This window comes from Caulobacter sp. CCNWLW153 (assembly GCF_036889365.1).
GTDB classification, from domain to species: Bacteria; Pseudomonadota; Alphaproteobacteria; order Caulobacterales; family Caulobacteraceae; genus Caulobacter; species Caulobacter radicis.
The window spans coordinates 94413-116850 of sequence record NZ_JBAKFV010000001.1 but is presented as its reverse complement, the minus strand read 5'-3'; the positions used below and the strand labels follow the sequence as shown (position 1 = coordinate 116850).

Below are 22438 nucleotides of genomic sequence, written 5' to 3'. Positions count from 1 at the left end.
GGTCTTGGCCTCCTAGTTCATGGCCAGGGTGTTGATCTGCAGGATGGGCAGCAGGATCGAGAGGACGATGGTCGCCACCACGCCGCCCAGCACGACGATGATCGCCGGCTCCAGCAGGCTCAGAAGGGTGGCGGTGAAGGTGTCGAACTCGCGCTCGAGATACTCGGCGGCGCGGGTCAGCATGGCGTCGACACGGCCGCTGCTCTCGCCGCTGGCGGTCATGTAGACCAGCACCGGCGGGAAGACCCCGGTGCGGCGCATGGCGGTCGACAACGAACCGCCCTCGCGGATGCCGGCGATCATCGCGTCCATGCCGCCGCGCAGGGCGGCGTTGCGGACAGTCCCGGCGGTGAGGATCAGCCCTTCCAGCATCGGCAGGCCGCTGGCGATCATGGTCGACAGCGTGCGAGCCAGCCGCGCGGCGTGGACGTTGCGGATCAACTGGCCGACGAACGGCAGGGCGAGGAAGAAGCTGTCGGCGCGCAGCTTGAAACCGGGACTACGCAGGGCCCGCCAGTAGGTGAAGGCCAGGCCCGCGGCCACGAGGACAAGCAGCCAGCCGAAGTGCTGAAGGAAATCGGACAGGCCGATGACGATGCGGGTCAGGAGCGGCAGGGTCTGGCCCATGCTGTCGAACTGCTCGACGACCTTGGGAATGACGAAGACCATCAGCACGGTGACGACCAGGCACGCGACCGCGGCCAGCACGGCCGGATAGACCAGCGCCGTGGTGATCTTGGCGGCGACCTTCTGCTGCTGGTCCAGCAGGTCGGCTAGGCGGTCGAGGATGGTGGGCAGCGCGCCCGAGGCCTCGCCGGCGGCGACCATGGCGCGATACAGCGGCGGAAAGGCCCCGGTCGGCCGGGCCAGGGCGTCGGACAGCCGATAGCCCTCCAGCACCGCGGCGTGAACCTGCTCGACCACGCGCTTGAGCTTGGGCCGGTCGGCCTGAAGCGCGATGGTGCGCAGGGCCTCTTCCAAGGTCGAGACCGCGACCAGGGTGGCCAGTTGGCGCGTGAACAGCGAGCGGTCGCGCCCGCCCAGGCGGTCGCCGAACATCCCCTGCCCGCTCTTCGCCGCGACGTGCGCGTGGGGCGAAACCTTCACCGGCGCCAGGCGGCGGCGCTCCAGCTGCGCGCGGGCGTCGCCCTCGTCGGCGGCCTTGATGCGGCCCGAGCGCGTCGCGCCGGCCAGGTCGAGGGCGACGTAGTCAAAGCTCGCCATCGCGCGCTCCCGCCCCGGTGATGCGCAGCACCTCCTCGACCGTGGTCAGGCCTTCCAGCACGTAGCGGCGGGCCTCGTCCTTTAGCGCCACCTCGACGCCGGCGGCGGCGATCTCGTCCTCGGCGGCGTTCTGGCCGATCAGGCGACGCACGGCGTCGTCGACCCGCAGGGCTTCGTAGACGCCGATACGCCCCTGGAAGCCGGTATGGCCGCACTCGGGGCAACCGACGGGGCGGCGCAGCGGCGTTCCGGCGGGCACGTCGACCAGGGTCGCGGCGGCCGCATCGGCGGGCTCCTCCACCGCGCACGAGCGGCAAAGACGGCGCACCAGCCTCTGGGCGATGATGAGGCGCATGGTCGAGGCCAGCAGGAACGGCTCGACGCCCATGTCGCGCAGGCGGACCACGGCCCCGGCGGCGTCGTTGGTGTGGACGGTCGACAGCACGAGGTGGCCGGTCAGGCTGGCCTGGACGGCGATCTGGGCGGTCTCGGCGTCGCGGATCTCGCCGACCATTACAACGTCCGGATCCTGGCGCAGGATGGCGCGCAGGCCAGCGGCGAAGGTCATGCCAACCTTGGTGTTGACCTGGGTCTGGCCGACGCCGTGGACCGCGTACTCGACCGGATCCTCGATGGTCAGGATGTTGCGGCTCTTGTCGTTCAGCAGGCCAAGCCCGGCATAGAGCGTGGTGGTCTTGCCCGAGCCGGTGGGACCGGTGACCAGCACGATGCCGTTGGGCTCGCGCAGGGCCGTCTCCAGCGCCGCCAGCATGCGCGGCGACATGCCGAGATCGGCCAGACCCAGGCCCGCCTGCTCCTTGTCGAGGATGCGCATCACCACCCGCTCGCCCATGCGGGCCGGCAGGGTCGAGACGCGGACGTCCAGGCTCTTTCCGCCCAGGGCCAGAGAGATGCGGCCGTCCTGGGGAATGCGCTTTTCGGCGATGTCCAGCTTGGCCATCACCTTGACCCGCGAGACCAGCATGGCGGCGATGCGCGGCGACAGGCTGAGGATCTCGCGCAGCACGCCGTCGACCCGCAGGCGCACGACCAGCGCCTGCTCGTAGGGCTCGACGTGGATGTCGGACGCGCCCGAGCGCACGGCCTCGGCGATAAGGCCGTTGATCAGGCGGATGACCGGGGCGTCGTCCTGCGGGTCGAGCAGGTCGGCGGCGGTCGGCATGTCCTCCAGCAGATGACCCAGCGAACCGTCGAAGTCGTCGCCCGAAGCCGAGGCGAGGCCCGCGCCGGCATAGACCTCGGAGAACTTGCGGTCGAAGGCGGCGGTGGCCAGCATCTGCAACTTCAGGGGGACGCCGAGCGCCCGGCGCGCCTCGATCAGGGCCAGGGGATCGAAGCCCTCGCGCAGGCCGATGGTCGCCTCGCCGTCCAGCGACAGCAGGACGAGGCCATGGCGCTTTGCGAAGCCGTAGTCGAGCACGGTCATTGCGGCTGGGCCCGAGGCGGAGCCGGCAGGGCCACGGGCGAAGTACGCTGGAAGTCACGGATCACCGCATCCAGAGAGCTGTCGCCCTCGGGGGTGGTCAGGGCGCTCTCGCGGCGCATGCGATCCAGGCGCGGGCCGGTGACGGCGCGGGCGTCGTCGACCGTCCTGATGATCCGAGGACGGATGAAGACCATCAGGTTGGTCTTGCCGCGCTCACGGGCGGTGCTGCGGAACAGGCCCCCGATCCCCGGCAGATTGCCCAGGCCCGGCACTTTCTGCACCGACGAGGTCTCGGTCTGATCCAGGAGGCCGCCCAGCACGACGATATCGCCGTCGTCCACGAGGGCCGTGGTCTCGATCTCGCGCTTGTTGATGACCAGTTCGCTGGAGCCGACGCTGACCGGGCCGGCCACGGCCGAGACTTCCTGGCGCAGGAACAGGGTGATGCCGCCGCCGGCGTTGATCTGCGGCTTCACCTCCAGCTGCACGCCGACGTTCTGGCGCTGGATGGTGCGGAACGGGTTGGAATTGGCGTCGCCCAGCACCTCGCCGGTTGTGATCGGTACTTCCTGGCCGACCAGGATGCGGGCCTCCTCGTTGTCGAGGGTCATGATCGACGGCGTCGACAGCAGGTTGGAGCCGCTGTCCTTCTTGACCGCATTGATGATCGCGCCGAACAGCACGTCGCCGCTGCGGCCGGCCACGCCGCTGGTTATGCCCGAGGCGTTGAGCAGCGAGTTGATCGCGGCCTGGCGCATGGAGTTCACCGCCTCGGAGTCGCCGTCCTTGGGGTCGCCCGCCGCGATCGCGCCGGCCAGCGGCAGCAGGCTCGGCGAGGCGTTGGTGTAGTTGGTGGCCATGAACGGGATGGTTCCGTTCGTTCCGCCCAGCAGCAGTTGCACGCCCAACTGCTTGGCGGCGTCGTCGGAGACCTCGACGACGATGGCCTCGACCAGCACCTGCTCGCGGCGCACGTCCAGCTGGCGGATCACCTCCGAGAGCGTGCGCTGCAGTTCCGGCGGGGCGTTGATGATCAGGGCGTTGGCGCCGGGATAGCGGGCCACGTTGGCCCGGGCGCTCCCAGGAGCGGCCGTGACGGCCGAGGTCGTGGCGGGGGTCGCGTTGACAGATCCCGCCGCGCCGCCGGCCGGGCGGCTGGCGCCGGTCGCGACGCCCGACGGCGCCTGGCCCACGAGCTGTTGCAACACCGGAAGCATCTGCTCGGCGTTGGCGTGGCGCAGGAAGACGACCCGCACGTCGTCGCTGGACTCGGCGCGGCGGTCCAGGTCGGCGATCAGCGGCAGCAGCTTCTGGACGGCGTCGGGATCGCCGCGCAGCAGCACCGAGTTGCTGCTCTCGACGGCCACGACGGTGACCGCCCCCCTGCCCGCCTTGCCGTCGGCGCCGGGCCCGGCGATCAGGTCGTTGATCACCTGGGCGATCTCGCGCGCCGAGCTGTTGGTCAGGGTGACGGTGTGGACGGCGGCGCGGTCCTGGTCGACCTGGGCGAGCAGGGCCCGGATGCGACGGACGTTGTCGGCGTAGTCGGCCACGACAACCGTGCCGCCCCGGGCGTTGGCCACGACCTGCCCCTGAGGTCCGACAAGGTGTTTCAGCATGTCGGCCGCCGTGGCGGGGTCGAGAGTCCGTAGACGGAACACCTCGGTGGCGAACTGCCCCCCGGCCGCGCTCGGCTGGCGGGCGGCGTTCTCGGACGGCTCGATGCGGTAGACCCCGCCGCCGGCCGGGGTGGCGACCAGGTTGTTGGCCCGCAGCGTGGCCAGGAACAGCTCGAACAGCTCGCGCCGGTCCAGCGGCCCATTGCTGGTCACCGACACCGTGCCCTTGACCCGCGGATCGATCACGAAGGTGGTGTTAGTCGTCTTGGCCACGTCCTGGATGAAGGCGCGGATGTCGGCGTCCTGGACGTTCAGCACCTGGGTCTGGGCGAGCGCGGGCGCGGCCGACGGCAGGGCCAGCGCGATCGAGGCGGCCGCGGCCAGGATGCGCAGCGTGGGGGCCTTGGTCATGGACGTTCCGGAAACGAGAGGGTCATGCGGGCGCCGGCCCGCGAGAGTTCGACATGGTCGGCGGCGACGGACGCGAGGGTGACGCCGTCGGCGATGCTCTCGCCCACGGCGTAGGACTTCTGGACGCCGTCCGGGCCGGCGATGATCGCCGAACCGCCGCCGTCGGTCTGGCGCACGCCAAACAACCGGAAGCCCTCGACGCTGGCCGCGCCCCCGACGCGCGAAGACGCCCCGGCCGAACCGAAGGCGTCGAAGGTGGCGAGGATGCTGGGATCGACCGCTCTCTGGACCGGCGCGACCTTGACAGACAACGGCGGTGGCGGCGCGGCGACGATCCAGACCAGCCGCGCGATCTGCGTCGCCAGGACGAGCAGCACCATGAGCTCGAGTGCGATGAACGCTCGCGCCCCATGGGTCCGGATTGTTTCAGTCAGCTTTGAGAGCATCGGGATCGGCTTGGTGGTTCAACGGCGACGAGCGCTCCCCGCCCGCCAGGGCGAAGAGCGCCGTCGATCGGCCGCGGTGGGTCTTTGGGAGACCTAGAACCGCGTGGAGAGCGAGACCGAGAAGGTCTGGCCCAGGTCGTAGGTGTTGGCGTCCACCCGGCCGCCGCCCAGCACCTGGTACTCCTCGAAGTCTTCGCCGAGCAGGTTGCGGGCCTTGAAGGTGAACTCCAGCTCGCGGTCCCGGACGTCGAAGGCCTTGCGGTAGGTGAAGTCGACCGTCACGCCCGGTTCCTGCACGAGGTCGGGCTGGTCGGGCCGGCCGCGGGCCGAGATCCGCTTGCTGACATAGGTGGCCAGGATGGTGGCCTGGGAGCGGTGCTCCTCGTCCTCCCAGCCGAACTGGATGTTGGCCAGGTGCTTGGAGAGGCCCTGAAGCTGGCTGCCGTCCTTGACGTAGTCGAGCGCGCGGCGGGGCGCGCCGGCCCCGGCCAGCGGGTAGACGACGTCGTCCTCGCCCACCTTCACCTGCGAGTCCGAGAAGGTGTAGTTGGCGCCGACCAGCCAGCGCTTGCTGCCGAAGAAGGCGCCTTCGAACGGGCTGTCGAACAGCTTCTTGAAGTCGAGCTCAAAGCCGTAGAGCGAGGCCTTCGGCGCATTGACGTAGGTCTGGACGATCGTCGAGCCCTGCTCGCTGACCACCGACTCCACCGGACGATCCAGGTCTTTGTAGAACAGGCCGCCCGACAGGTACTGGTTGGCGGCGAAGTACCACTCGACGCGGGCGTCCAGGTTCAGGAGTTCGGTGTCGGTCAGGTACGGATTGCCGATGAACAGGCGGTCGGTGTCGGGATCGAAGTACTGCTGCGGCGCCAGTTCGCGGAACTGCGGGCGGGCGATGGTCTTCGAGGCGCCCAGGCGCAGCTGCATGTCCTCGGCGAAGTTGTAGGTCAGGGTCGCGGCCGGCAGGACGTAAGTCTCTTCCAGCGCGGTCGGCGTGGCCGCGGCCCCGCCGAACAGGTCGACGACCTGGACGGTCTGCTCGGCGTCCTCGACCCGCAGGCCGAAGGAGGTGCGCAGTCGCGGCAGGAACTCGGCGTCGACCTGGACGTAGCCGGCGTGGACCTTCAGGCCGGCCTCATAGGCCGCCGCGCCGTCGCCGCCGGTGATCTCGGTGAAGGTCAGGTAGCCCTGGGCCAGGTTGTAGTCCGACAGCAGGAAGTCGACCCGCTCGCGCTGGATGGCCAGCGGGATGGCGCCGCCCTGGTAGCGGAAGTCGCGGCGTTCGGCGTCGCGCTCGTTGTCCAGATAGGCGTACCCGCCGCTGAACTTGGCGTCGCGACCGCTGCTCAGCGGCAGGGTGTAGCCGACGTCGAAGCCGGCGCTGGCCATCGTGTCGTCGAGCGTGCTGAAGCTCGTCGAGTTCTGCTCCTGCGAGGCGGAGTGGTAGTAGACCCCGTTCTCCAGGCGATAGCGGATGAACTTCTCGTACGGCGCGTCGCGCTCGGACTTGGCGTAGGAGCCGCGCCAGTCGAAGTTCCAGGCGCCGAACTCATGCTTGCCCGACAACTGGGTGTCGTAGAGGTTCCGCTCGAACCACTCGGTGTAGGAGTCCAGCACTTCCTGGCCGGCGGCGTAGTCCTCGCCGGCGCGCTGGCGGGCCGACTTGGTGGTGTTGTGGACGTAGAGGTTGGTCCAGCGCACCTGATGGTCGCCCCACTCCAGGCCCAGGCCCACCAGGCCGTTCACGGTGACGTTGTTGCTGGTGTTGTTGAAGTTGTAGCTGGTGCGGGGCTCCAGCACGCCGTTCTGCTCGAGACCCTGCTGCTGGATCCCTTCGCGCGAGCGCCAGCTGTTCTCGAACCCGCCGATGGCGACCACGCCCAGGCGCGCGCCCGAGGCCAGCTCGAACGAGCGGCCGGCGCTGACGTCGGCCGAGAAGTTGCCGGGGATCTTGTTCTTGGTCTGGATCAGGTTCAGCGGCGCGTTGACCAGGCTGGAGCCGATGCGGATCAGCTGGGCGGCCGTGAAGTTGCTGGAATTGATGCGCTTGCCCGTGGCCAGCGCCTCGCGCAGCTCCGGCGGCTTCTTGCGCGTACCGTCGTCGTAGCCGAGGAAGTCGGTGTCCGAACCGTAGTAGGTCAGGCCCTTGTTCAGCGTGGTCTCGGTGTTGCCGCCGCCGCCGATCTCGACCTCGAAGAAGGCCTCGTCGGGAATGGCCACGGTCTGCAGGTCGATGACGCCGCCGCCGAACTCGCCCGGATAGTTCGGCGAGAAGCTCTTCTGCACCGTGGCGCCGGCCAGGATGGCCGCGGGGAACAGATCGAGCGGCACGACGCGCTGAAGCGGCTCGGGGCTGGGCAGCGGCGAGCCGTTCAACAGGGCCGAAGAGTAGCGCTCGCCAAGGCCGCGCACATAGACGAAGCGGCCCGACACCAGGCTGAGGCCGCTGACCCGGGTCAGGGCCTCGGCGGCGGTGCTGTCGCCGGCGCGCTTGAGGTCTTCCTGCGTCAGGAAGCTGGCGACCTCCGAGGTCGTGCGCATCGGCTCGGGGATGTTGCGACCCAGGATGAGGACTTCCTCGACCACATTGGGGGTCTCTTCGGGATCGAGCGCCGCGAACTGGCGCGGCGCGGGGGTTTCGGCTGCGCCCGGCTGCGGCTGGGCGGCGGGGGTCGTCTGCGCCATGGCGATCTGCGGCGCGACCAGCGCCGACGTCGCGAGCAGGAGGCCGCTCAGGGGCCGGAACAGCATGTTCATCACGGGAACCTTGGGATTGTCGGGCGTCGGGAAGCGGGGGCGACGCGCGGCCGCCCCCAACCGGATCAGCAGGTCGAGCCGCTGGTCAGGCCGCAGGTCCAGCCCTGCCACCAGGTGTCGTTGCCGTCCTTGACCGCCCCGATGTAGCCGGGGTTCACCAGGAAGCTGCTGAGGCTGGTGATGTTGGCGTAGGGCGTGCGGGCCGCCTCGTTGGCGCCGTTGATGAAGGTGCCCGTCAGCGTCGAGGTGTGGCTCGACGTGTTGTTGGTGCCGGCGTTGAACAGCGCCGCGACCGCCGTGGCGTCGACGTTGGTGTCGTTGGTGAACGGCGTGGCGCAGGCCAGGGCCACCGAGTGGAAGGCGACCTGGGTGGTGGCGTCGTCGATGTCGACGCAGCCGGCGGTGGCGGCGGTCATCTGCACCACCGTGTTGACCCACACGTTGTTGGTCGAGGTGTTGGCCACCAGCAGATCGTTGCCCGAGCCGCCGCGACCGATGACGGTCCAGTTGGCGAACTTGGGGTTCGAGCGCGGCGCGGTGCCGGCGCTGCTGGTTTCGAAGGCGCGGTTACCGCCGTTGGCGCGCTGGACGATGATGCCGAACTGCAGGGCGCCGTTGTAGCCCGTGTCGGTGTCGATGCTGTCGTCGTCGTTGCCGGTCAGGACCAGGTACTTGCCGTTGACGTTGCCGCCGAAGAACTCGATGCCGTCGTCGCTGCTGTTGTGCACCTGGATATGGTCGAAGGTGGTGCCCGAGCCGACGCCGGCCAGGGTGATGCCGTTCAGCTCGTTGTTGGCGACGATGACGAAGCCCGAGTGCTGGACGCGCAGGTAGCGCATGACGCCGCTGTTATCCTGCAGGCCGCTGCCGCCGTAGAAGGCGTTGGTGCCTTCGACCTGGGCCTCGCAGCCGGCCGTGCCCGGCGTGGCGCCGGCGCCCGAGCAGTTGCTGATCGGCGCACGGCCGAGAATGACGAGACCGCCCCACTGGCCGATCGAGTCGACGCCCGTCTGGCCTTCGATGCTCTGCTTGCTGGTGAAGACGATCGGGTTGGTGGCCGTGCCCTCGGCGAAGATCTGCGAGCCGCGGTTGACGACGATGTAGTCGAGACCGGCCGAACCGAAGACCTTCACGCCGGCTTCGACAGTCAGCACGCCGCGCGAACGGCCGGCGATTGGCGCGTTCGGGTCGCCGCCCTGGTCCTGGCCGACGTCGACGCGGCCGCTGACCGAGTAGACGGTGCCGGCGCGCAGCGGCACGACGAGGTTGCCGGTGATCAGCTGCGGCAGCTGGCAGTTGCGCAGCGTGGCGTTGGCGACGGTGCCGACATTGGCGAAGCCGGTCGGACAGTCGGCGGCCGGCGTGCCCGGAGGCGGGGTGGTCGGATTGGTCGGGTTCGAGCCGCCGCCGTTGCCGAAGCCGCCTTCGCCCGGAGACGCGACGCCGTCGGCGCCGCCGCAGCCCGCAAGCGCCAGGGAGGCGCTCAGCGCGAGCGCGATCAAGCTAACGTTTCCAACGCGGTTCATGACGGTTCTCCATTGGGCAGCCGCAAACAGGGCGGCGAAGACCCCCGGTCCCCACCAATGGAAAAAGCCTCGCCCTTCCCGCCCTGGATCGGCGGGCTACAGAGCCGCGAAGACAGTTAGCCCAAAGTTTTGTGACACATTTTCTGAGCAATAATTTGATACAAAGCCGTAATGATCAGAATCCAAAAAGTGGTCGTATGTCTAAAATAGAGCGAACCATGCGCTCTTCTTCAGACATCTGCGCGAAGCGGAAATCATCGCGACGCCTGACCTTGAAGCGACAGACCGATGACGCATTTCGGCTTCCAGATACCCGATGAACTCGCCGAACAGTTCGACTCCTACGCCGCAACGCGCGGCGGGCGTTCGGCGGCCCTGCGGGCCCTCGTCTCGCAATGCCTGTCGGAGGGGGGCGGCGCGCCGCCGCGACCAACGCCCGAGCCTGTCAGTCAGGCCCAGACCAGCTCGGTGGCGGTGCTGCTGACCAGGGACGACCGGCTGCGCCTGGACGAAGAATGCCAGGTCACCGGCATGACGCGCGGCCAGTGGCTCGTGGCCTGCGCCCGCAACCGGCTGCACGGCACTCGCCACTTCGGCCAGGTCGACAGGGACCGGATCGCGCGGATCGCCCGCGAGATGCGCGAGATGAAGTCCAGCCTGCACCGCTACGCCAGCGCCATCCAGCGCGCCCCGCGCGACCTGGCGGTCGTCGAGAAGCATCAGAGCCTGATCGGCCACCTGTCGGCGCAGGTCGAGCGGGGCTTGCGCGCCATCGAAGGCGCTTTCCGGGGCAACGACCACTACTGGAGCGGCAAGCCCGCCGAGCCTCGCCCGACCGAGGAACGGCGCATCGCCCCCGCCGCGTCGGCGGCGGAGGCGTCGCTCTAGGCTATTCGGCGGCGGCCAGGGCCCCGGCGTAGCGGTTGACCGCGAAGTCCAGGCCCAGGTTCTCGCGGAAGGTCGAACCTTCGTAGTCGGTGCGATAGATCCCCCTCGCCTGCAGGATCGGCACGACCAGCTCGACGAAGGCCTCCAGCTGGCCCGGCAGGCTTTCGAACAGCACGAAGCCGTCGGCGGCGCGGCCTTCGAACCAGGCCTGCAGGCTGTCGGCGACGACTTCCGGCGCGCCGACGAAGTGGCCGCGCGGCGTGGCGAAGCGCAGGGCCGTCTCGCGCAGGGTCAGGTTCTCGGCCTTCACGGCGGCGACGATGCGGTTGACCGAGCTCTGGTTGGAGTTGGCCCCGAACGCGGCGGCCTCCAGCGGGAACGGGCCGTCGGGATCGTGCTGGGAAAAGTCGTACTCGTTGAACGGCCGGGCCAGCATCGACAGGGCGTTGTCGAGCGAGACCAGCTCGGTCAGCTCCTTGTAGAGCGCCTCGGCCTCCTGCGCCGTCTTGCCGACAACCGGGCGGGCGGCGGGCAGGACCTGCAGCTGGTCGGGATCGCGGCCGAAGCCGGCGGCGCGGGCCTTGATGTCCTTGTAGTAGGCCTGGGCGGCGTCGAGATCCTCGTGCGAGACGAAGATGGCGTCGGCGCGCTTGGCGGCGAAGGCCTTGCCGTCCTCGGAGGCGCCGGCCTGGAAGATCACCGGCTGGCCCTGGGGCGAGCGGCTGATGTTCAGCGGCCCCTTCACCGAGAAGAACTCGCCCTTGTGGTTCAGGGCGTGCAGCTTGGCCGGGTCGAAGAACTGGCCGCCGGCCTTGTCGAAGGTCAGGGCGTCGTCCTCCCAGCTGTCCCACAGGCCCTGGACGACGTCGAGATACTCGCCGGCCAGGCGGTAGCGCACGTCGTGGGCGTAGTGCTTCTCGCGGCTGTAGTTGGCGGCGCTGCCTTCCAGCCAGGAGGTGACGACGTTCCAGCCGGCGCGACCGCCGCTGATGTGGTCCAACGACGAGAACTGCCGGGCGACGTTGAACGGCTCGCTGTAGCTGACCGTCAGGGTGCCCACGAGGCCGATGTTGCTGGTGGCGCCGGCCAGGGCCGACAGGATGGTCAGCGGCTCGAAGCGGTTCAGGTAGTGCGGGCTCGACTTCTCGGTGATGTAGACGCTGTCGGCGACGAACAGGAAGTCGAACTTGCCGGCTTCGGCGACACGGGCCTGGCGCTTGTAGAATGAAAAGTCGGTGCTGGCGCTTGGCTGGGCGTCGGGATGGCGCCAGTCGCCCCAGCCGGGGCCGACCCCGTGCAGGATGAAGCCGAGCTTGAGTTGGCGGGGCTGGGACATCGGGCCGTTCCGTTGGCTGAAAATGACGGAACCTGCTTACGAAGCCCCCTGCCCGCGATCCAACGAGATGGTCTCAAGCCCCTGATCAGGCTTGGAAATAAGGCGCATCGCCCTTGATCGTCACCCGCTCGACCACGCGCTCCACCGGCCAGTAGTCGAGCACGGCGTAGTGCTGGGTGGCGCGGTTGTCCCAGAAGACGATGGCGTTCTCGCTCCAGCGGAAGCGGACCTGGTATTCCGGCGCCTTCACGCGGTCGAGCAACTCGGCCAGCAGGCTCGCGGCCTCGTCGTCTGGCAGGCCAAGGATCCGCGTCGTGAAGACCTTGTTGACGAAGAGATGCGGCTGCCCGGTCTCAGGGTGGGTGCGCACCACCGGATGGGCCTGGGGCGGATAGGCCGCCCGCAGTTCCTGCCGCTTGGCCTCGTCGATGCGGTAGCCGTAGCTCTGCAGGATGTCGTGCTCGGCGCTCAGCCCCGCCAGCCTGTCCTTCAGCGGTTGGGGCAGGTCGGCATAGATGGCGGCGGTGTCGGCGAACAGGGTGTCGCCGCCCGACGGCGGCAGGGTGCGGGCGCGTAGCACCCCGCCCATCGACGGCGCGGGACGGAAGGTGACGTCGGTGTGCCACTTGTTGGCCGCCCGCACGATCGGGACGATGGCCTCGCGCAGCTTCATGCCGTCGGCGGCCTCGATGTGCAGGATCTCCGGGAAGCCCGGCACGTGGGCGGTGACCGGATGACCCTCCAGGTCGCCGAAATAGCGGCCGAAGCGGACGTGGTCCTCGTGGCTGATGTCCTGGTCGCGGAAGAACACCACCTTGTGGCGCAGCAACGCCGCGCGGATGGCCGCGACGATCTCGGGCTCCAGGGGCCTAGTGAGATCGAGGCCGGAGATCTCGGCGCCCAGCACCGGCCCGGCGGGGGTGACCGTCAGGCCGGCGTAATCGGGCGCGTCGCCCGCTGAGATCGGGGTCAAGGCGTTCATCGCGTCCTCCCAAGGACATCGCCGCTTCGAGAACGACGTTATCCTACTGTAGGCATGGGAATTGGATGGGCTCAAGCCGCCTTGCGGCGGCCCCCTCCGGCCCTCCGGGCCACCTCCCCCAGAGGGGTAGGATCTTTTGCCCTCACACCGCCGCAGGCGCCGGGGTCAGGGCGCGCACGGCGGCGATGATCGGGTCGGCTTCGGTGCGGGCCAGCCAGTCGGGGCTGACGTCGGCGAAGCGGACGACGCCCTTGCGGTCGATCACAACCACGGCCGGCTGCGGCAGCTCCCAGGTCCCCGTGCCGGTGACGTCGCCGATGAAACTGCCCTTGGCCCGCTGGGCGTCCTGGCTGGCCTGGTCGGCGACGTAGGTGACGCCGAACCGGCGCCCCAGTTCATTGCCGAGATCGGCGGCGACCTTGTAGCTGAGGCCGTGGCGCGCGCGGATCTCGCCCAGACGCTCGGGAACCTGCGGGCTGACGGCTGTCAGGGTCGCGCCGATCGCCGCCAGGGCCGGCGCCAGGCGCTCTTCGTAATAGGGCAAGGCGATATTGCAGGCCGGGCAGCCGGCGAAGCGGAAGAAGATCAGCACCGCCGGCCCTTTGGCGGTCAGGGTCTCCAGGGTCAGGTCGCCGCCCTCGACGTCCTTCAGCACGAAGGGCGCGACCTTGTCGCCGACCTTGACCCAGGCGTCCGGATCGGCGGCTTCGACCAGGCGGGCGCGCTGGTCGATGTTGATCTTCAACGCCGCCGGCTCCCAGGTGCGGACGCGTTCGGCATGCAGAGCGGCCAGGCGCTCGCGCAGGGTGTCTTGGCTCATTTGGTCCTCCCGTCCTCGGTTCGAGCGGTCTTGGCGTCGGCGTCTTCGATCGCCATCAGGCGGGCGCGCTCGAAGATCGCCCCCATGCGCCAGTGCTGGTTGGTGTGGGTGGCGGCGTGCTCGTCCCAGCCGCTGTCGCGCCGGAAGACGCCGACATCGCCCGTGGCCAGGGCCTGCTGCGGGGTGATCCCCGCGACACGGTCGGTCTGCGGCCAGACGAACAGGGCGTCTTCCGGACAGTAGAGTTCGCACAGGTAGCAGGTCTGGCAGTCGGCCTGGCGGGCGATCACCGCCTTGCCGCCCGGCCCACGCGCCAGCACGTCGCTGGGGCAGACCTCGACGCACGAGCCGCAGCCGCCGCAGCGGTCGTCGATCACGACCTCGATCATGCGACGGCCTCCAGCCTGGCGTTTTCAGGGCTGGCCGCCTCGAAGCGGGTGACGACATGGTCCAGGCCCTGGGCGCGCTGGCGCGACGCCAGGCGGGGATCCATGCCCGGCGCGTCCTCGCGGCGGTGCATGCCCCGGCTTTCGCGGCGTTGCAGGGCGCTGGCCTTGCTCCAGCGGGCGGCGGCGACCAGGGCGGCCGCCTCGCGAGCACGCAGCAGCCCCCTGCCCCAGCCGCCGGCATGGGCGGCGATCTCGCCCCAGGCCTCGTCGAGTTTCTCACCGGAGGCGGCCAGGGCCTCGCCCGTGCGGAAGATGTTGCGGTCGTAGGCGCCCATCTCGTCGCGGACGGTCTGGACGGCGGCCGGCAGGTCCACGCTCGCCAGACGGCTGGTGGGCCGCAGCCCAGCCTGGCCGATGTGATGCAGGCGCCCCAAGGCGTTCCCACGCTGGCGGGCGAACGCCGCCGCGCCCTGCCCGGCCCACTGGCCCGACGACAGCGCCCAGGACGAGTTCACCGCCCCGCCGCCCGAGATCGCGCCGGTGACCAGCTCGCGGCTGGCCGCGTCGCCGGCGGCGAACAGGCCCGGCACGGCGGTCTGGCAGAGCCGGCCGTCGATGCGCAGCCCGCCGATGCCGCGCACCGTGCCCTCGGAGACGAGCGAGACCTCGAACCGCTCGGCATAGGCGTCGACGCCCATGCGGGCGAAGGGGCGCACAAAGTTGGGCTGCACCTGGGGCATCACCTCGCGGATGTCGCGCGGGATGCGGTCGAGCCGGCAGTAGAGCCGCCCCTTCAGCAGGGCGCGGGCCAGGTGCGGGCTGACGTCCGGCCCGGCCGGAATGTCGAGTTCTTTGTCGGCCTCGTCGAACCAGCGGGCGAAGGCGAAGCTCATCGAGCGAGCCATGTTCGTGCCCGCCTGCATGGGCGTGTAGTAGTTGGTGAACTCCATCCCCGAGAGATCCGCCCCGGACTCGACGCCCATCAGCAGGCCGTCTCCGGTGTTGGTCGCCGATCCCAGCAGGCGCGAGGCGAAGGCGCAGCCGCCAGTGGCCAGCACCACCGCCCGGGCCCGGATGGTCCACGGCCGCTCGCCGCGCAGGGCGACGCCCGCAGCCCCGGTGACCACGCCATCGGAATCCGTCAGCAGTTCCAGCGCCGGATGGTGGTCGAGGATGGTCGCCCCAGCCTCCAGGGCGAAGGCGCGCATGGCCCGCATGTATTCGGGACCGCGCAGGCCCCGGTACTGAACCCGTCCCTGCTCGTCGGTCGAGAAGGCGTAATGCTTGGCCAGCTGCGGCAGGCTGGTCCAGGTCAGGTCGAGGATCCGCGCCATCCAGTCGGGATCGCCCAGGCCCAGCGAGCGCTTCAGCCGGTCGGCGACGGCCGCCTCGCGATGCTCGGGCGGAACCCACCAGTGGCCGGGACCGGCCGTGGCGGTGACGCCGCTGGTTCCGCACCAGCCCTTGTCGGCCAGGATCACCCGCGCGCCTTCCCGCGCCGCCGCGATGGCGGCCCAGGTTCCGGCCAGCCCTCCGCCGATCACCAGGACGTCGGTTTCCCAGTGGGAGGTATCGTCGTCCTGCGCCATCAGGCGATCGCCGCGTTGAACGAGGCGTCGAAGGCGCCCGCGGGATCCAGCTCCGACCTGATCGCCCCGGCCGCGCGGAAATGGTCGAGCAGTGAGCGCGCCTCGGCCACCGACGTCTCGTCGATCGGCACGGGCACGGCCTTGTAGTTGCTGACCGTCCAGCGGGCGATGTCGAGCGACAGGCCCGTCTCCTTCGAAAGCACGGCGGCGAAGGCGTCGGGGTTCTGGGCGGCCCAGCGACGGGCCTTGGCTAGGCGGCGCAGGAAGTCCTCGATCTGGGGCCGCTTGGTGAGGATCGCCTTGACGCTGGCGGCCTCGTAGCCGTTGCCGCTGAGATAGCCCTCGCCGTCGGCCAGGACCCGCGCGCTGTCGTGCAGCCGGGCCAGCGCCACGTACGAGCCCCAGGTCACCCAGGCGTCGATGGAGCCGGCGGTGAAGGCGGCCTTGGCGTCGCCGGGACTGAGGAACACCACTTCGACATCCGTCGCCGAGAGCCCGGCCTTCTCGATCACCCGCAGCAGCAGGTAGTGGCCGATTGAGCCCCGTCCCGTGGCGATCTTCTTGCCCTTAAGGTCGGCGGGCGCGCGGATGCTCGAGTCCTTTGGCACGAGGATCGCGGTGGAACGGCCGCCGCTGCGGCCGGCCTGCACGGCCTTGATCTTCGCGCCGCTGGCATAGGCGAACAGGAACGGCGCATCGCCGGCCTCGCCGAGATCGACCGCCCCCGCGCCCAGGGCCTCGAGCAGTGGCTGGGCGGCCGGGAACTCGCTCCATTCGATCCTGTAGGGAACGCCTTCCAAGGCGCCCGAGGCGATCAGCACCGCCTTGGTGCCGCCGCGCTGGCTGCCGACCTTGAGCGGGGCGGCGGCCTCGCCCTTGCCGCAGGCGGAGAGCCCGGCCCCAATCCCGACAAGCGCGCCAAAACCGATGATGAGCTGACGTCGATCCATGCCGCCCTCCCCTTAGAAGCGTTGGGTCAGGCGGGCGTAATAGTAGCCGCCGGTGATGCCGAAGGGCGAGAACAGGCCGTATTGCAGCGTTCCCTGGTCGGCGTTCACGATGCCGATCTTGTCGGGATACTGGTCGAACAGATTGTTGGCCCCGATCGCGATGTTGGTGTTCGGCCGGACGTCCCAGGCGATGTCGAGGTCGGCGACCCACTTGGGGCTGTAGGTCCGGTCCAGGCTCACCGACGTGCCGGCCTCGGTGTATTCGCCGTAGCGTGTGCCCCGCAGGCTGGCGCTCACCGCGCCGCGGCTCCAGACCGCGCCCAGCACCACCTTCTCGCGCGGGGTTCCGACGGTGAGGTCGGAGATCTTCTGGCGGTCGAACAAGACGAGGTTCGGATTGACCGCCTTGAGGATGGCCGGGGTCTGCGCGACGTCGCGGACCTTGGTCTTGTTGAAGGCGTAGGCGGCGTTGAGGTTGAGGCGGCCGGCCGAACCGAGGTCGAAGCCGTACTCGGCCACGAAGTCGATCCCCGTGGTCCGGGTCGAGACGGCGTTGGTGTAGTAGGTCGCCGTCAGCCCCTGCGGGAAGCGGGCCAGCAGGCCGACCAGGGCCGGCTGCGAGGAGAGCTGGGTCACCGACAGGTCGAGGTTGCTGGTGTCGACGATGCGGTCGTCGATATCGATCTGGTATGCGTCGAGCGTCAGGCGCAGGCGCGGCAGCGGCTCTGCGGTGATCCCGAAACTGTAGTTGGTGGACGTCTCGGGCTTGAGCGGGCTGGCGCCCAGGGCCTTGGCCTCGGCGGTGTCGGTGCGCAGCACCTTGGTCGGGAAGGTCAGGTACTCGCCCGGGGTGCAGGGCGCGCCGCGGAAGGCGTTGTTCGGCGCGGCCGGGCACAGGCTGCCGGAGATGGTCGAGGTGGCGAACACCGTCTGGCCCAGCGACGGGGCGCGGAAGCCGTTGCTGACCGTGGCGCGCAGGGCGTAGCCGGGCAGGAACTCCCAGCGGGTGGTCAGCTTGCCGCTGGTGGTGTCGCCCACGTCGCCGGTGTAGCGCTCGTGGCGGACCGCCGCGCCGACGTACCAGTTTTCAGTCAGGTCGGTCCCGACATCGAGATAGGCGGCATAGGAATGGCGGGTGGCCGAGCCGGCGTCCTCCGGCGCTGTGCCGGCATAGGACGACAGGCCCGGATTGGGCCGCAGGCCAGCGAACGGCTGGCCGGCCGGGATCACGTAGTCGCCGACGATGTAGGACGCCTCGTCCCCGGCCTCGATCAGGAAGCGCTCGTAGCGGTGCTCCAGCCCCCACGACACCTGCAGCGGCCGGGGCAGCACGCCCTCGAACGAGCGGGTGACGTCGAGGTTGTTGGTCCATTGCTGGAACTGGTGGGTCGACAGGTGGAAATAGGTCGGGCTGTCGGGACCCAGGGTGGCGTTCAGGGTGTTCTGGCCGTCGAGCTGGGCGTGGTCCTGGGCGAAGGTGGTCGAGGCGTCCCAGGCCCAGCCGGCCTTCTCGCCACGCGCGCCGAAGCTGGTCTGCCAGTCCAGCTCGAAGATCCGGCGCAGGGCGTTGAAGCCGTTGGGATAGACCTCGGGCAGCGAGTTGCGGTTCAGCGGCCGGCCGGCCGTGACGCCGGTCACTGGCGCCAGGTTCGGCAGGAAGCTTCCGGTCACCTTCTTGGACGAGCGGTGGCTGACCGTGCCGCTGGAATAGAGGGTCAGGTCGCGCCAGGGCAGTTCGGCGTTGTAGGCCGTGGCGATGATGTCCTCCTCGCCCGGGCCGTAGCTGGCGCCCCAGAAGTAGCGATCGGCCGTGGCGTCGCGCGGATCGGGCGTCACGGTGGTCACGCCGCCTACGGTCGTGACGGTCGGCTGGTAGAGGTACTGGGCGCGCGAGGGCACGGCGCGCGAGGCGGCCTCGTTGTTCTTCCAGTTGATGGCCAGTTGCAGGAAGCCGCCGTCGTCGCCCAGGGCGCGGCCGAAGTTCAGGCTGGCGGCGCGGGTGTCGCCGTCGCCGAGGTAGTTCTGGCCGCCCGTGTAGGAGAAGGCTCCGCCTTGCGTGTCCTTCTTCAGGATGATGTTGACGACGCCGGCGATGGCGTCCGAGCCGTACTGGGCCGAGGCGCCGTCGCGCAGCACCTCGATGCGTTCGATGGCCGAGGCCGGAATCAGGTCGAGGTCGACCGGCACGCCGCCGCGCCCCACCCGGGCCAGGTTGTTGATCAGCGAGGTGGTGTGGCGGCGCTTGCCGTTGACCAGGAACAGGGCCTGGTCGCCGTTGAGGCCGCGCAGGGTGATCGCCCGCACCGTCCACGAGGTGCCGCCGCCGTTGACGCCCGGCAGGTTGAACGAAGGGATCAGGGTGTTGAGCACTTCCTTGAGGCCCACCTTGCCGGTGGCGGTCAACTGCTCGGACGAGATGACGTCGATCGGCGCGGGGCTGTCGGCGACGGTGCGGCGCACGCCGCGCACGCCGGTGACGACCACGCCGTCCAGCGCGTCGGCCGCCGCGTCGGGCGCATCGGCGGCCGGTATCGGCTCGGCGGCCAGGGCCGCGCCCGAGGCGCAGGCCAGCAGCAGTCCGGCGAAGGCCGAGCGCTTCAGGGTCTTGGACGAGGAAACAAAGGTCAAAAGTCTATCCCCCGCGCGGGGCGCATCGGCCCGGCGTCGTTCTTGGTCTTTCAGAAGTCGGAAGGTCGGCGGCGCGACTTCGGCGGGCCGCGCCGTCCAGACGTCATGCAGGCTTGCGCTCGCGGTACGGCACGTCGTCGGAGCCGATCAGCACGCGCTCCATCACCCGCGGGAAGTCGCCGTAGTCGCGCACGGCGTAGTGCAGGCCCGCGCGGTTGTCCCACAGGGCCACGGAATTCGGCCGCCAGCGGAAGCGGGCGTGGTGCTCGGGCTTCTTCACCTCGTCATAGAGGCGAGCCAGCAACGCCTTGCTCTGGTCCGGCGCCAGGTCGACGAAGCGCGGCTTGAGGCTGTAGTTGATCCAGAAGATCTCCTGGCCCGTCTCCGGATGGGTGCGGATGGCCGGGTGGGCGGTCAGCGGATAGCGCTCGCCCGAACGGTTCAGGGCGTCCTGGTAGTCGTGGATGACGTAGAGCTCGTCAACGGCGGCCTTCAGGTCGTCGGGCAGGCCCTTCCAGATGGCGTGGCCATCGGCCCAGATCGTGTCGCCGCCGACCTCGGGAATGTGCACGGCCTTCAGCACCGCGCCGAACGACGGGTTCACGCGCCAGCTGGTGTCGGTGTGCCAGTGGTTCTCGCGGATGTCGTACTTCTTGAAGGCCTCGGCCGAGATCGGCTGCACCGCGCGGTGCGTTTCGACGCCGCCGGTCGGATGGGCGTAGACCTCGCCGAAATTGGCGGCGAAGGCCAGCTGCTGGTCGCGGGTGATGTCCTGGTCGCGGAAGAACAGCACCTTGCGGTCGAGCAGCAGCGCCTTCAGGGCGTCGCGCTGCTCGCGGGAAAGCGTCTGGCGCAGGTCGATCCCGGCGACTTCGGCGCCGATGGTCGGGCTGACGGGCGTGACGGTCAGGCCAAGGGTCTCGCGGACCTGGTCGAGGACGGCGCTCATGGGAACCTCCTTGCAGCCGACGCGATACGGTCGGCGGAGGCGAACATGGCCAGCACGCCCAAATGGCGCGAACGAGTATTTCTCAGAAAGAATTCAGAGATTTATATATCGCGAACCGCAATAAACGGCATTGGCCGCGCGCATATTTCAGCGGCGTGAATGAGCAGGATCAGCCATCCTCGACAGCGCGCTTGCGCCCCGTCCGACGATCGCCGAATAAACTCCTATCGATTTCGTAGAGTTTTCTGAGCATGGCCTCGCCACCAACGCCCGTGATCGCCGTGGTCGGCGCAGGTTTCAGCGGCGTGATGACCGCCCTGCACCTGCTGCGGGACGGCGCGGCCGTGCGGGTCATCCTCTTGGAGCGCAACGCGCCGGTCGGGCTGGGCGCGGCCTACGCCACCCATAATCCCAGCCACCGGCTGAACGTCCGCGCCGGCAACATGAGCGCCTGGCCCGACCGTCCGGGCGACTTCGTGGCCTGGCTGCGGGGTCTGGGACTGGATGTCGGCCCCGGCGACTTCGCCACGCGCGGCGACTATGGACGCTACCTGCAGGCCCTGCTCGCCGAGATCGTCGAAGGCCCGGAAGGCGCCGGCCGCCTGGTGATCGCGCCGGACGCCGTGGTCGGGCTGGAGCCCGGCGGCGACGGTTGGCGGCTGACCACCGCCATGGGCCGTCCCATCCTGGTCGACGCCGTGGTGCTGGCGCTCGGCAATCCCCCGCCCTGCCGCCCGCCGGGGGTGACCGAAGCCCTGGCCGCCTCGAGCGCCTATGTCGCCGATCCCTGGCGCTGGGACCCGGCTCGCCTGCCGTCCGGCCCCGTGCTGCTGCTGGGAACGGGCCTGACGATGGTGGACCTGGCCTTGAGCCTCGAAGACGCCGCGCCCGGCCGCTCGATCATCGCCCTGTCGCGACGCGGCCTCATGCCCCGGGAGCACGAGGGCGAGCCGCCGGCCCGGCCGCCCTCGCCGCCGGCCTCTGACATTCCGCCGCTAGCCGCCCTCGCCTGGCTGCGCCGCACGGCGGCCGAGCACGGCTGGCGCACCGCCGTCGACGCCCTGCGCCCGGCCACCCACGACCTCTGGCGGGGCTGGAGCGTGGCCCACAAGCAGGCCTTCCTGCGCCACGCGCGGCCCTTCTGGGACGTGCATCGTCACCGCCTGTCGCCCGAGGTCGCCTCACGGGTCGCCGGCCTGCGTCGCTCGGGCCGCCTGAAAGTCGCCGCCGGCAAGATCGTGCGCTTGGCCGAAGCCGAGGACGGCCGGGTCGAAGGCGCTTGGCGGCCGCGCGGCGAGACCGCCTCGCAGCCGTTCTCGGTCTCGGCGGTGATCAACGCCACGGGCCCGACCGGCGACGTGACCCGATCGACCGATCCTTTGCTGCTCGACCTGATCCGGCGCGGCCTGGCGCGGCCCGATCCCCTGCGCCTGGGCCTCGACGTCGACGCCGACAACCGCCTGCTCGACATGTCGGGCTGCGCCAGCCGCACCCTGTTCGCGGTCGGCCCTGTCACGCGCGGGGCCTGGTGGGAGATCAACGCAGTGCCCGACATCCGCGGCCAGGCGGCGCAGGTGGCCGCCGCCGCCCTGGCGGCGACGCGACGCGGTTAGAGCTCCAGCGCCGCGGTGTGGATCAACTCCGACAGCTTGCCGATCGACGGGTGCGGAGCCGGGCCGGTGCGACGGACATAGGCCACCTTCGGCAGGCTGGGCAGGGCCGCGTCGGGGATCGGCTGGGCGTCCGGACGGAACAGGCTGGTGCGGCAGGTGACCGCCAGGCCCGACTGCACCGCCGCGCGCAGGGCCGAGAGGCTGGGGGTCTCCAGAGCCACCCGGTAGGGTCGCCCTTCCCGCTCCAACGCCGCAAGGGCCGCATCGCGAAAGCGGCACGGCGCCTCCAGGATCGCCAGCGGCAGGACGTCCAGCTTGGTCAGGTCCGCATCGCCGTGCCAGACCATCGGCACGGTCCGCGCCGCGGCGGGATCGTCATAGGCCCCCATGCACAGGATCACGTCCAGGCGGTCGCTGCGCAGCAGATCCAGCAGTTCGGGCGAGCCAGCCACCCTCACCTGCAACTGGGTGTCGGGATTGAGCTGGGCGAAACGAGCCAGCACGCCCGACAGCAGGGTCTCGGCGAAGTCCTGAACCAAGCCCACCCTGGCAGGCCCGGCCAGGGCGTCGCCGGTCAACGCCACCACCGCCCGGTCGTTCAGCGCCAGGATATCCCGGGCGTGGCCCAGCAGGGTCTGGCCGGCCGGGGTCAGCGAAAGACGCCGCCCCTCACGGTGAAACAGCGGCGTCAGAACGGTCTCCTCCAGCCGCTTCATCTGCAGGCTCAGGGCCGACTGGGTGACGAAGACGCGCTCGGTGGCGCGCAGCATCGAACCGCTGTCGACGATGGCCACGAAGCTGCGGAGAAGTTCGGTCGGAAGGTTGGTCGGCATCTGGCGTCCCGTCTACCCCGTTGAGGAACTC

At 69.9% G+C, this 22438-nt stretch carries 17 protein-coding genes; 2 read left to right on the top strand and 15 right to left on the bottom strand.

What is annotated here, in order from left to right:
• Nucleotides 1-12: 12 nt before the first annotated feature.
• The 6 genes from gspF to V6S85_RS00425 all read right to left on the bottom strand — a co-directional run bounded on the left by gspF (nt 13) and on the right by V6S85_RS00425 (nt 9406).
• Nucleotides 13-1224 (bottom strand): type II secretion system inner membrane protein GspF, encoded by a 1212-nt coding sequence (gene gspF / locus V6S85_RS00450; protein WP_334347608.1) that lies wholly within the window; start codon nt 1222-1224, stop codon nt 13-15.
• On the bottom strand, nt 1211-2671 hold the full coding sequence (gene gspE, locus V6S85_RS00445; protein WP_334347607.1) for a type II secretion system ATPase GspE: 1461 nt from the start codon (nt 2669-2671) through the stop codon (nt 1211-1213). The genes gspF and gspE overlap by 14 nt, the downstream gene beginning before the upstream one ends.
• Nucleotides 2668-4701: a type II secretion system secretin GspD gene (gene gspD, locus V6S85_RS00440; RefSeq protein WP_334347606.1), complete on the bottom strand. Its 2034-nt coding sequence runs from the start codon at nt 4699-4701 to the stop codon at nt 2668-2670. The genes gspE and gspD overlap by 4 nt, the downstream gene beginning before the upstream one ends.
• A complete protein-coding gene (locus V6S85_RS00435; RefSeq protein WP_334347605.1) occupies nt 4698-5081 on the bottom strand; it encodes a type II secretion system protein N in 384 nt (127 codons plus the stop codon). The genes gspD and V6S85_RS00435 overlap by 4 nt, the downstream gene beginning before the upstream one ends.
• 159 nt (nt 5082-5240) lie before the next feature.
• Nucleotides 5241-8015, bottom strand: coding sequence for a TonB-dependent receptor domain-containing protein (locus V6S85_RS00430; protein ID WP_334347604.1), 2775 nt, complete (start codon nt 8013-8015; stop codon nt 5241-5243).
• Entirely contained in the window at nt 7970-9406 is a 1437-nt protein-coding gene (locus tag V6S85_RS00425) for a hypothetical protein (RefSeq protein WP_334347603.1), read from the bottom strand. The genes V6S85_RS00430 and V6S85_RS00425 overlap by 46 nt, the downstream gene beginning before the upstream one ends.
• Nucleotides 9407-9718: 312 nt before the next feature.
• On the opposite strand from V6S85_RS00425, the gene V6S85_RS00420 reads away from it, so the two are divergent.
• Nucleotides 9719-10318: a hypothetical protein gene (locus V6S85_RS00420; protein ID WP_334347602.1), complete on the top strand. Its 600-nt coding sequence runs from the start codon at nt 9719-9721 to the stop codon at nt 10316-10318.
• Between the two features lies 1 nt (nt 10319).
• On the opposite strand, the gene V6S85_RS00415 is transcribed toward V6S85_RS00420, so the two are convergent.
• The 8 genes from V6S85_RS00415 to V6S85_RS00380 form a co-directional block, all read right to left on the bottom strand.
• Nucleotides 10320-11654: an LLM class flavin-dependent oxidoreductase gene (locus V6S85_RS00415; protein WP_334347601.1), complete on the bottom strand. Its 1335-nt coding sequence runs from the start codon at nt 11652-11654 to the stop codon at nt 10320-10322.
• A gap of 85 nt (nt 11655-11739) precedes the next feature.
• Nucleotides 11740-12636, bottom strand: a complete 897-nt coding sequence (locus tag V6S85_RS00410) for a TauD/TfdA dioxygenase family protein (protein ID WP_116568792.1) — start codon at nt 12634-12636, stop codon at nt 11740-11742.
• Between the two features lie 142 nt (nt 12637-12778).
• The gene (locus tag V6S85_RS00405) at nt 12779-13456 is read right to left on the bottom strand and encodes a peroxiredoxin-like family protein (protein WP_116568793.1); all 678 of its coding nucleotides are present in this window, start codon (nt 13454-13456) and stop codon (nt 12779-12781) included.
• On the bottom strand, nt 13453-13845 hold the full coding sequence (locus tag V6S85_RS00400) for a 4Fe-4S dicluster domain-containing protein (RefSeq protein WP_334347600.1): 393 nt from the start codon (nt 13843-13845) through the stop codon (nt 13453-13455). Before V6S85_RS00400 ends, V6S85_RS00405 begins: the two co-directional genes overlap by 4 nt.
• Nucleotides 13842-15434 (bottom strand): FAD-binding protein, encoded by a 1593-nt coding sequence (locus V6S85_RS00395; RefSeq protein ID WP_334347599.1) that lies wholly within the window; start codon nt 15432-15434, stop codon nt 13842-13844. Before V6S85_RS00395 ends, V6S85_RS00400 begins: the two co-directional genes overlap by 4 nt.
• Complete coding sequence (locus V6S85_RS00390; protein WP_334347598.1) at nt 15434-16384, bottom strand: ABC transporter substrate-binding protein; 951 nt, start codon at nt 16382-16384, stop codon at nt 15434-15436. The genes V6S85_RS00395 and V6S85_RS00390 overlap by 1 nt, the downstream gene beginning before the upstream one ends.
• Before the next feature lie 12 nt (nt 16385-16396).
• Nucleotides 16397-19012 (bottom strand): TonB-dependent receptor plug domain-containing protein, encoded by a 2616-nt coding sequence (locus tag V6S85_RS00385; protein ID WP_334347597.1) that lies wholly within the window; start codon nt 19010-19012, stop codon nt 16397-16399.
• Between the two features lie 103 nt (nt 19013-19115).
• Nucleotides 19116-19961, bottom strand: a complete 846-nt coding sequence (locus V6S85_RS00380; RefSeq protein WP_334347596.1) for a TauD/TfdA dioxygenase family protein — start codon at nt 19959-19961, stop codon at nt 19116-19118.
• Between the two features lie 251 nt (nt 19962-20212).
• Here V6S85_RS00380 and V6S85_RS00375 point away from each other — a divergent pair, with 251 nt between their 5' ends.
• Nucleotides 20213-21574 (top strand): FAD/NAD(P)-binding protein, encoded by a 1362-nt coding sequence (locus tag V6S85_RS00375; RefSeq protein WP_334347595.1) that lies wholly within the window; start codon nt 20213-20215, stop codon nt 21572-21574.
• On the opposite strand, the gene V6S85_RS00370 is transcribed toward V6S85_RS00375, so the two are convergent.
• On the bottom strand, nt 21571-22407 hold the full coding sequence (locus V6S85_RS00370; protein ID WP_334347594.1) for a LysR substrate-binding domain-containing protein: 837 nt from the start codon (nt 22405-22407) through the stop codon (nt 21571-21573). The two genes, V6S85_RS00375 and V6S85_RS00370, sit on opposite strands and share 4 nt — an antisense overlap.
• Nucleotides 22408-22438 lie beyond the last annotated feature (31 nt).